The organism is Oleiphilus sp. HI0128, assembly GCF_001635365.1.
The window spans coordinates 1-10,335 of record NZ_LWGG01001208.1 but is presented as its reverse complement, the minus strand read 5'-3'; the positions used below and the strand labels follow the sequence as shown (position 1 = coordinate 10,335).

General features: G+C 46.6%; 9 protein-coding genes. 1 reads left to right on the top strand and 8 read right to left on the bottom strand.

Annotated elements, in window-relative coordinates; translation table 11 throughout:
- The 6 genes from A3763_RS20480 to A3763_RS20455 form a co-directional block, all read right to left on the bottom strand.
- A partial coding sequence (locus tag A3763_RS20480) for an acetyl/propionyl/methylcrotonyl-CoA carboxylase subunit alpha (RefSeq protein ID WP_068760414.1) occupies positions 1-1,290 on the bottom strand: 1,290 nt, incomplete at its 3' end.
- A gap of 65 nt (positions 1,291-1,355) precedes the next feature.
- On the bottom strand, positions 1,356-2,171 hold the full coding sequence (locus A3763_RS20475; RefSeq protein ID WP_068634026.1) for an enoyl-CoA hydratase/isomerase family protein: 816 nt from the start codon (positions 2,169-2,171) through the stop codon (positions 1,356-1,358).
- Between the two features lie 79 nt (positions 2,172-2,250).
- Positions 2,251-3,408, bottom strand: a complete 1,158-nt coding sequence (locus A3763_RS20470) for an acyl-CoA dehydrogenase family protein (RefSeq protein ID WP_068510438.1) — start codon at positions 3,406-3,408, stop codon at positions 2,251-2,253.
- Positions 3,409-3,597: 189 nt separating this feature from the next.
- Positions 3,598-5,214: an acyl-CoA carboxylase subunit beta gene (locus tag A3763_RS20465; RefSeq protein WP_068510441.1), complete on the bottom strand. Its 1,617-nt coding sequence runs from the start codon at positions 5,212-5,214 to the stop codon at positions 3,598-3,600.
- A gap of 123 nt (positions 5,215-5,337) precedes the next feature.
- Positions 5,338-6,216: an SDR family oxidoreductase gene (locus A3763_RS20460; RefSeq protein ID WP_068634216.1), complete on the bottom strand. Its 879-nt coding sequence runs from the start codon at positions 6,214-6,216 to the stop codon at positions 5,338-5,340.
- 12 nt (positions 6,217-6,228) lie between these two features.
- On the bottom strand, positions 6,229-8,019 hold the full coding sequence (locus tag A3763_RS20455; RefSeq protein WP_068554051.1) for an acyclic terpene utilization AtuA family protein: 1,791 nt from the start codon (positions 8,017-8,019) through the stop codon (positions 6,229-6,231).
- 216 nt (positions 8,020-8,235) lie between these two features.
- Between A3763_RS20455 and A3763_RS20450 the strand changes: the two genes are divergently transcribed.
- Positions 8,236-8,832 carry a TetR/AcrR family transcriptional regulator gene (locus A3763_RS20450; RefSeq protein WP_068510446.1) on the top strand — a complete coding sequence of 199 codons (597 nt, stop codon included), beginning with the start codon at positions 8,236-8,238 and terminating at the stop codon, positions 8,830-8,832.
- 120 nt (positions 8,833-8,952) lie between these two features.
- Here A3763_RS20450 and A3763_RS20445 read toward each other — a convergent pair whose 3' ends face one another.
- Positions 8,953-9,546 (bottom strand): proprotein convertase P-domain-containing protein, encoded by a 594-nt coding sequence (locus tag A3763_RS20445; RefSeq protein ID WP_068634215.1) that lies wholly within the window; start codon positions 9,544-9,546, stop codon positions 8,953-8,955.
- A gap of 313 nt (positions 9,547-9,859) precedes the next feature.
- The coding region (locus A3763_RS28965; protein WP_197483017.1) for a hypothetical protein at positions 9,860-10,335 on the bottom strand (476 nt) is incomplete at its 5' end.

Below are 10,335 nucleotides of genomic sequence, written 5' to 3'. Positions count from 1 at the left end.
TACTTCGCATAGAAAGTTACTGTTAACGGTGCAGCCAAATAGGGTGCTTTCTTCAACAGCACGGATCAAACGACGTCTCGCTTCTTCACGGTTTGCGCCATAGGCAATAATCTTGGCTAACATTGGGTCATAGAAAGGCGAGACGGTTTGGCCGGTTATAATGCCATCATCGATACGTAAACCGTCACCTTGAGCTGGCTCCCAAAGGTGGACCGGGCCCGTTTGAGGTAAAAACTGATTTGCAGGGTCTTCAGCATAGAGGCGAACTTCCATGGCATGTCCATTAAGTTCGATTTGATCCTGAGTCTTGGGCAATACTTGACCTGACGCTACATTGAGCTGCCAGGCTACCAAGTCAGTACCGGTAATCAGCTCTGTCACCGGGTGCTCTACCTGTAAACGGGTATTCATTTCCAGGAAGTAGAAGTTCTTATCTGAGTCGACCAAGAATTCAACCGTCCCTGCACCGACGTAATTGCAAGCTTTGGCTGCTTGTACAGCCGCTTCACCCATGCGCTGGCGAAGTTCAGGGTCGACAAATGGCGAAGGCGCTTCTTCAACCACTTTTTGGTGGCGACGCTGGATAGAGCAGTCGCGTTCACCAAAATAAACAGCATTACCGTACTTGTCGGCGAAGACTTGAATTTCAATATGACGAGGTTTGATCACGGCACGCTCAAGAATCAGCTCACCACTGCCAAAAGCATTCTCAGCTTCTGAACTAGCTGTTTTGATTTGTGCTTCCAGCTCGCTCTCTTCAAAAACCAGACGCATACCACGTCCACCACCACCGGCAGAGGCTTTTACCATAATAGGGAAGCCGATGGTTTGGGCTTCTTTTAGGAGTGTCTCAATGTCTTGATCAGCACCTTCATAACCAGGGATACAAGGCACACCGGCCTTGGTCATAGCGATCTTTGATAAACGTTTGCTACCCATAAGCTCGATTGCTGCAGAAGGTGGGCCGATAAATTCAATATTGGCCTTTTCGCAAGCGTTGGCGAAGTCACAGTTTTCAGACAAGAAGCCATAGCCAGGGTGAATGGCGCCAGCGTCAGTTAGTTTAGCGGCCTCAAGGATTTTGTCTGCGACTAAATAGGATTCGCCTACTGGTGCTGCACCAATACATACCGCTTCGTCTGCGTTAAGAACATGTGGCGCACCCGCATCAGCTTCACTGTAAACCGCAACGGTTTTATAGCCGAGCGACTTAGCTGTACGCATCACACGAACGGCAATTTCTCCACGGTTTGCAACTAATACTTTTTCGAATGTCACTTGTTTAGACATCTTAATACTCTCTTTTTATCGTTATTCCCTCGAAGGCGGGAATCCATTGTTTTGATGATAACTGACTACTCTGCCCAGCTAGGCAATCTCTTCTGTACAAAGGCCATGGTGCCTTCCTGGCCTTCCTTACCTTGTACTGCTTTTGAGAAGGAATGGGCTGCAGAGTCTAATAACTCTTCCAATGGTTGTTTGCCGACTCCGAGTATCAGTTCTTTCGTGATACGGTTAGCATCTGGTGCACAGCGTTTAACTTGGCTAAGTACTGATTCTAGGGCTTCTTCAAGTGCTTCACTTGTTTCATGTGCCTCGTGAACAATGCCCAGCTCCTTAGCTTCCTGACCGTTAAAACAAGACCCTAATAAGGCTAGACGTCTCGCTTGGGTTAAGCCAATGCGTGTCACGACAAATGGAGCGATTTGAGCCGGTGGAATACCCAGGCCGGTTTCAGGTAAGCCAAATTTTGCGTCACTAGAGGTTAGGGCAACGTCGGAAATACAGGCAAGGCCAAAGCCTCCGCCCAGGACTGCCCCCTCTGTGACCACAATGAGTACCTGTGGAATCTGATTCGCATAAGTAATCATGCGTCCAAATTCGCGGTTCAGCTCGTAGAACGGGTCGTTTTGATCAGCAGTTTTAGAGCCTTCCGCCATACGGGCACCTGCCATATCTTTAATATCGCCGCCAGCGCAGAAGTGGCCTTCTGCGCCCCGTAATACTACTGCACGAATGTCTTCCTGTGTTTGAATACTTTCAAACACAGCCATTAACTCTTTAACCATTTTTAGGCTCATCGCATTGCGAGTTTTAGGGCGGTTGAGTGTGATATGCAGTTCATGGTCTCGCTGTTCAAGTAATAGTGTTTCGGTTTCTGGTAAAGTCATAGTTAGTGATCTCTTCGTCATTTAATAATTTACATAATAGATCCCGGCTAAAAAGAATGCCGGGATGACGAGGAAGGGTTTACTTCTTCTTGCCGGGTAAAATACCCATTAGCTTGCAGATAATGCCGAGCATGATTTCATCTGCACCGCCGCCAGTAGATACTAGGCGTACGTCACGCATGGCGCGAGATACTTCGTTGTCCCACATGTAACCCATGCCACCCCAATATTGTAAACAAGAATCGGTTACTTCTCGGCCCAAGCGGCCTGCTTTTAGCTTCGCCATAGAAGCAAGCTTGCTGACATCCTGCTTGTTGATATAACCTTCAACTGCCTGATAAGTCAGGGCTCGAAGGGCTTCGATTTCAGTTTGTAATTCTGCAAAGCGGAAGTGAATTACCTGATTATTAATCAGAGGCTGACCGAAGGTCTCTCGTTGCTTACAGTAATCGATAGTGCTGTTTACGCAGCGTTCCAGAGCTTTGATGATATTTGCCGCACCAAACATACGTTCTTCCTGGAATTGCATCATTTGCATCATGAAGCCCATTCCTTCGTTTCCGATACGGTAACGCTGCGGTACACGAACGTTGTCGAAGAATACTTGAGCTGTTTCAGAGGAGCGCATACCGAGCTTATCTAGTTTCGGTGCAACGGTAACGCCTGGTGTATTCATCGGTACAATGATCAGCGATTTATTGACGTGTACTTTGTCGTCAGAGGTATTCGCCAATAAGCAGATAAAGTCAGCACTTGGCGAGTTAGTGATCCACATTTTTGTACCGTTGATGATGTAATCATCACCATCTTTTTTGGCAGTCGTTTTTAGGCCCGCGACATCTGACCCCGCACCAGGTTCAGAAACACCGATACAGCCAATCATGTCGCCGGTAATAGAAGGTGCTAAAAACTCTTTACGTAGGTCATCCGAGCCGAAGCGTGCTAGAGCAGGAGTGCACATATCTGTCTGTACCCCAATGGCTAGGGGTACGCCACCGCACTTAGCCAGCCCAAATTCTTCTGCAGCCACAATGCTATAGCTGTAATCGAGCCCCATGCCACCAAACTCAGTCGGTTTGCTAATACCTAAAAGGCCAAGCTCGCCAAGCTTTTTGAATACGTCTCGCATTGGAAATGTGCCAGCTTGCTCCCACTCTTCAACATGTGGGTTGATTTCATTTACGACGAAGTTCTTAACGGTACGACGGATTTCTTTGTGTTCTTGAGTAAATTGCATTGTTCTTGCTCTGTTCTTTAAATTATTTGTGAATATAGTCGGACTCAGCGTCATCGCCGCGCAAGCGGGGATCCATTGTCTAGTTTTATATTCAGTCTGTTCTTAGTATTCATCAACCTATGTGGCTTAGCTCTAAAACAATAGATTCCCGCCTACGCGGGAATGACCTGGTAGTTTTTGCTTTACATCTTATAGACGCGCTACGCCAAAAGAGCTGGGTCTTAGTTCACGCATATTGGCTTCCTCACAAATATCTAAGAGGAATGCCAACACCTTGCGCGTGTCGCGCGGATCGATTAATCCGTCATCCCATAGGCGAGCGGTGCCAAACAAGGCTGTTGAACCCTCGTCCAATTTATCTGCAGTCGCTTTCTCGATAACATCGAGCATGGCTGGATCAGCTTCTTTACCCATTTTTGCATGTTTTGCTTCTGTGACGATTCGCAATACCTTACCGGCCTGTGCGCCGCCCATAACGGCTGTTTTGCTGTTCGGCCAAGCGAAGATGAAGCGAGGGTCAAGACCTCGACCACACATGGCATAGTTACCCGCACCATAGGAACCGCCAACGACGATAGTGAGCTTAGCTACAGTGGTATTTGCTACCGCTTGTAGCATTTTAGAACCATGCTTAATGACACCGTGTTGCTCTGAGTGCGTGCCAACCATAAAACCGGTGGTATTATGGAAGAACAATAAACTGGTGTTGGACTGTTCACATAGTTGGATGAACTGAGCCGCTTTGGCAGCGCCCTCGGGCGTGATCGGGCCATTGTTACCAATGATGCCGCAAGCATGACCTTGAATTTTCAAAAAGCCACAAACGGTTTGTTTGTCGAATTCTGGTTTGAAGTCAACAAAATCGGACGAGTCAGCAATACGGGCAATGATTTCGCGGACATCGTAGGGGTGCTTGCTGTCTGCTGGTACAACGCCAATTAGCTCTTCTGGGCTGAAAAGAGGTTCTTGCCACTCTTTAGATGGCTTAGCTGGAAGCTGCTCATTCCAAGGAACGCTCTTCATTAAGTCACGAATCATCCGAATGCCGTCGGCATCGTCTTCTGCGAGGAATTCAGCAGTACCGGCAACTTGCGCATGCATTTCTGCGCCGCCTAACTCTTCATCGCTTGCGATCTCTCCGGTAGCGGCTTTAAGTAGTGGAGGGCCAGCCAAGAACATTTTGGTTTTGTCTTTCACTACGACCGTGTAATCCGATAAGCCAGGCTGATAGGCGCCACCAGCCGTTGCGTTACCATGTACCACTGTGAATTGTGGAATACCTTGCGCTGACAAGCGTGCTTGATTTGCGAAGCCGCGAGCACCTTGCACAAATATGTCGGTTGCGTAGTTCAAGTTAGCGCCGCCGCTTTCTGCCAGTGTCACGATAGGCAGCTTATTCAGTTTGGCGATTTCCTGTAAACGTAGCGTCTTGTCTAGACCAGCAGGAGAAATCGTTCCGCCTTTGATGGCGCTGTTACTGGCGATGATCATGCTGCGAATGCCTGCAACATACCCAATGCCCGCGATAATGCCGCCACCGGCCATGGAACCATCTTTATCATCGTGCATCTTGTAGCCAGCGAGACTGCTCACTTCAAGGAAAGGAGCGCCACGATCCAACAGCATATTGATACGTTCACGCGGTAACAATTTACCGCGCTTTATGAACTTTTCCTTCGCTTGATTTTCTTTTTCTACGACTTTATTTTCAACGTTACGAAACTCGTTAATATAGCCTTGCATGGCTTCGGCATTTGCCTGGAACTCTTCAGACGAAGTTTCGATGCTTGTCTCTAATATACTCATTTAAGTATCCGTATTATTTTGATGCCATTCCCGAAATATTTAATCGGGTAGCATGTTTATTCATGCCCCGCTATCGTTATGGATTCCGGCTTAGACACTGCCGGAATGACGAGAGAGGGGGATTTATTCTTCTTCCTCTTGGAAAATTTTGGGAAGCTCTGCGCGATGGAAGCCATCATAAGACTCAGAGTTATTCGCTCTGGGTAGCGGTGCAACGCGGCCTCCTTGTGAGGCGGCACCATCAATACGAATACAGTCACCACTAATAAAATTTGCCCCTTCACTTAGCAAAAAGCAGATCACGGAGCTTATTTCCGCTTCGGTTCCCATACGTTTCAATGGAATAGCATCTTTTAAACCTAGAATCCAAGGCTTCATGGCTGGAGGATAAGTATCCATGCCGCTGGTGATCACCCAGCCCGGTGCGACAGCATTAACACGAACGCCTGACGCTGCCCATTCAACGGCAGCCGTTTGAGTGAAGTTCACCATGCCTGCGCGGGCTGCACCGGAGTGCCCCATGCCTGGCATACCACCCCACATATCAGCGACGATATTGACAATTGATCCGCCGTGCTTACTCATACTTTGCAGATACACTTCTTTAGCCATCAAGAAGCCGCCGGTTAGATTGGTGCGTACCACCGTTTCCCAACCTTTCTGGTTAATACCGGTAAGTGGGGCAGGGAACTGACCGCCTGCATTGTTCACTAAACCCGATATCACAGGGTGTTTCTTAACGATTTCATTAACCGTTTCTTTGACGATATCTTCTTCGCGAATATCGCAAGAAAAACCTTCAGCACTGCCACCATCTTCGATGATTTCAGCAACCACAGCATCCAGCTTTTCTTGCTTACGACCAATAATGATGAAATGCGCGCCAAGCCCTGCTAGCTCATGAGCGGTACAACGGCCAATGCCGCTGCCGCCGCCCGTTACGATAAATACTTTGTCTTGGTATAGGTCATCTCTGAAGATTGATTGATAAGGGTGACTCATGATTTATCTTACCTACAGTTTATTGGCCAAGGCCTGAGGAACAGGGATGGCAGCTTGTAATAATTGTTGTGCGAAAGCTTTGCCTTGAGGGTCAATGCGCAAGCTAGCAACGCCACCTCCACCTAGGCTGTTTTCGAGTAAAAAGTTCACGGCATTGATGCCGGGAAGGTCCCAACGATTGACCTTGCCATGTTCTGGGTCAAGCGTATGTGACATGTATTCAGCAACGAAGTCTTCAGTTAAAGCTTCACGAATATAGGGCAGGTATTCCTCAGAGCGCGCGATGACACCGATATTGGAATGATTGCCCTTGTCGCCACTTCGAGCCCAAGCAAGTTTGATTAACGGAACGTAGCTATTACAGTTTTCGCCTAAAGTTGTTTTATTCTGAGTCGCTTCAGCTCCTACGAAAGACGTTTCGCTATCAATTGATACAGGAATGGACTCTTCACCGAGTTTGACGCTCACATCCAAGTCGGCTTTAGGCACAAGGCAGGAGAATAAACGGATCTTAGGCCATACCGTTGGCCGACCACCAACGATACCGGTGATGCCCGGCGCCATGCCTGTTGCAGCCTGTGCGATCTCTTTGGAAAATAAAACCAGAGACTTCTTATCAGGGCTAGCAACAGATATTTTTACCACGATCTCACGGCACTGGTCAGATGCGCCTTGTTCACCGTAAGTGGTTTCGGTGCCCAGTAACTCAATGCTTTTTTCCGAATAGGCCTTCAAGCCCTTAGCCTCGATCATATGGCTAGTCTTTTCAAGAATCGCTTCAGCCACGGCTTGGGCTTTCGCTTTTGCGTTGATTCCGGCTAACAAGAAGGTGACGGTGCACTTGAAACCGTCTCGCCAGGTTGCTGATACCTTGTATTGATCGCTCGGTGCTCGGCCTAGTGCGCCTGACACTTGGACGATATTGGCGCCGTCTTGCTTTAATCTGACTTGTGTAAAGTCGCAAGTAACGTCGGGTAATAGGTAAGCGTTAGGGTCACCGATCTCATAAACCAATTGCTCTGCAACGGTTGCTTCAGAAACTAAACCACCTGTATCTTTTGGCTTGGTGACAAAGAAGGAACTATCGTCCTTAATTTCAACAATAGGGAAGCCCATATCAGCAAAATCATCTTTAACGAGTTCCCAATCAGTGAAATTGCCACCGGTACAGTGGGCACCACATTCGATGATATGACCGGCCAAGCTGCCTTGTGCCAGTTTGTCGTAGTCATTCCAGGCCCAGCCAAACTCATGAACCATCGCACCCAACACGACGGCACTATCGACAACACGACCTGTGACAACGATATCAGCATCAGAATCTAGCGCGACGGCTATACCGGGCGCTCCTAAATAGGCATTCATGCTAACAAACATTGGTGGCATATCTGCACCGGTAAACATTTCTTTAACGCCTTGCTTGGCATAGTGAGACTTTTTCGGTAGTACGTTGTCGCCATCGACCATGGCAATTTTCAACTCAAGGCCCGTGGATTCAGCTACCTTTTCAAGTGCAGCGACACAGGCTTGCGGGTTAACGCCGCCAGCGTTGCTGATGATTTTGATGCCCTTGGTTTTTATTGTTTTAAGTAAGGGACCCATAGCGGTTTCGACAAAGTCCGAGGCGTAGCCGGCATTGGGGTCTTTCATTTTTTGTCCGGCCATAATAGACATAGTGATCTCGGCTAAATAATCAAAGACAAGGTAATCAATATTACCTTTCTCAACTAGCTGAGCTGCTGCGGTTTCTGTATCGCCCCAAAATGCTGAGGCGCAGCCAATGCGTATGCTGCTTCTTGCCATGATGTTTACCTGTTTCACTAATTAAACGTCTGTTGTTCTAATCATTTGGAACGCTATCACCAAGTCAACTTTACCAAGCAAGCGCTTGGTTTGTAAACCCTGTATTTTGCGTTATGATGTTTATCTGAAATAATGCTCAAGCAAGCACTTGGTCAAATAGCCCGAACTTCCTTGTGTGTAGGCTATTCTGTCTTTTTGTAATAGGTGTAAAAAATTATGAATGGTAAAGAGTTAATAAAAGAAGGTCTGATGACAGATCCAAAAAGTGCTAAAGGCAGATTACTAATTGAGGCTGCTAGACTATTTCGAGTGAAAGGCTATGAACGCACGACAGTGAGAGACCTTGCGGCGGCCGTGGGTATTCAATCAGGCAGTATTTTTCACCATTTCAAAACCAAAGAAGAGATACTTAAAGCAGTGATGGAAGAGGTGATTATCTATAATACGCACCTGATGCGTACCAAACTCGCTGCAGCAAGTTCGGCCAAAGAAGAAGTTCTTGCATTAATTACTTGTGAGATCGAAGCCATCACGGGTGTTACCGGGGATGCGATGTCTGTTCTAGTCTATGAATGGCGTAGCCTAAACGAAGGAAACCAAAGAGATATTCTTAAGCTTAGAGATGAATATGAGCAGCTATGGTTAGGTGCTTTAGATAAAGCTAAAGCAGAGGGGCAGATTAAGGCGGATACTTTTATTTTACGTCGTTTCTTAACTGGAGCATTAAGCTGGACGACTACCTGGTATAAGCGGGATGGAGAAATATCAATTGAAGATTTGGCTGAACAAGCACTGCTCTTGGCGATTAAGTAAGTAGAGGTGTAAAGTATAGCGTTACTTATTGAGAGCTGGTTTATTCGGCCAACATTAATGGCCAGCTACCAATGTTTGCCGGAAGGTTGCTGCCTCTAATGCAGAGGCAGCAAATCATGCTTAAACTCTTCTACGAGTAAAGCCAAGGCCTGCTAGTCCAAGACCAAGCAAAGCAAGAGTACCTGGCTCGGCTACTGACACAGAGTCGGCAGTATCACCACTGATACCCCAAGCATTAAGAGTACCTGTGTCGCCAGCTAATCTATCGAAGATGGTAAGTTGCCACACAGAGCTGAGTGACTCGCCATCAAATGCTGAAAGCAATTCAGTGCCCTGGAAGGTTCCTGGGCCAAAAGGCGCTGCGACAGTGCTTATATGAGTTCCTGCTTCGTCATCAAAAGTGACTTGAGCTAGGTTATCACCTGAGCCACCATACTGGTCGAATAGCTGCACTTCGGTACCTGTAAAAGTGTTTGTGATAAAGATATCTAGGTCTTGCATCCAAGTGTGTTCAATATCAATGTAAACATTTAGGTCTGCGATGGTTCCAGAGGCGCCAACTGTATTAAAGATAAAGCTGTAGGTGTTACCTGCTGTTCCGTCTTGAGGGATTCTTTCTGGAACGTCTATCGCGTCATAGCTAAATGGTACAGCGAATGCTGCTGATGAGCCGCATAGCATTGTAGCGACTAATGCTGGTTTTAGTTTTTTCATGTGTAAACTCCCTTAGAATAATTTTAGTGCGTTCTTGCACTCACTGAAGTAAGCGGGAATTATGCCGTTATTTATATATTCTATTAATGCTTGGTTGTTATAGTTTGTGCTTATAGATCGTTGATCTTTATGTGTAAAAAAAACTGACATGAGATGTTTTGTTTTTGTGGCTGCTATGACCCAGAAAATATTGCATCGCTTCTTGCTAACACCGGAGAGACTAGCTAAATGGTTTGCATGAGGGGCTTCTATGCTAGGTGTTGCTTAGGTTATGCGAGTGCTTGTAAGGCATTGAGCGGTTTACCCTGTAGGTTTAAACTGTTAGTCCAATTTCCTTCTTCAATGATTCCATAGCTCTAACTACCTGAGCATTTTCTTCCTGTATCGTAATAAACTCATCATCGTTAGATGAATCTTTTACATGGCTATGAACAATAGCGTCTTTATTTACGGGCTTTTCTTGTAACGGCGCATCAAAAAAGAAGTCATCGATATAATCATTTAGTAAATCTTTTTTGGCGATAGGTTTCGTTGCTTCATTCGAACTTAGGCTTTCATTTTCTACTGAAAATAATACTTCAGGTTCGGGAAGCGTTTTTAGAAAAGACTTTGGCTTGGATGCCTTGCCTGGCGCGGCAACTGTTCTTGAGTGCTTAGTTTGCTGGACGGAATCAGGGGTACTGGTTGCTGCTAGAGAGTTGTGACTGTAAGCCTCTTTGTATAAAGATCTAATCTTTAGAAACTTGATGCCGATTAATAATACAACTAGCGCTTCAAGGGTATGGATAA

Coding starts and splice junctions, on each gene's coding strand:
- A3763_RS20470 (WP_068510438.1), bottom strand. CDS start 3,408: ATGCAATTTACTCAAGAACACAAAGAAATCCGTCGTACCGTTAAGAAC.
- A3763_RS20465 (WP_068510441.1), bottom strand. CDS start 5,214: ATGAGTATATTAGAGACAAGCATCGAAACTTCGTCTGAAGAGTTCCAG.
- A3763_RS20475 (WP_068634026.1), bottom strand. CDS start 2,171: ATGACTTTACCAGAAACCGAAACACTATTACTTGAACAGCGAGACCAT.
- A3763_RS20455 (WP_068554051.1), bottom strand. CDS start 8,019: ATGGCAAGAAGCAGCATACGCATTGGCTGCGCCTCAGCATTTTGGGGC.
- A3763_RS20460 (WP_068634216.1), bottom strand. CDS start 6,216: ATGAGTCACCCTTATCAATCAATCTTCAGAGATGACCTATACCAAGAC.
- A3763_RS20445 (WP_068634215.1), bottom strand. CDS start 9,546: ATGAAAAAACTAAAACCAGCATTAGTCGCTACAATGCTATGCGGCTCA.
- A3763_RS20450 (WP_068510446.1), top strand. CDS start 8,236: ATGAATGGTAAAGAGTTAATAAAAGAAGGTCTGATGACAGATCCAAAA.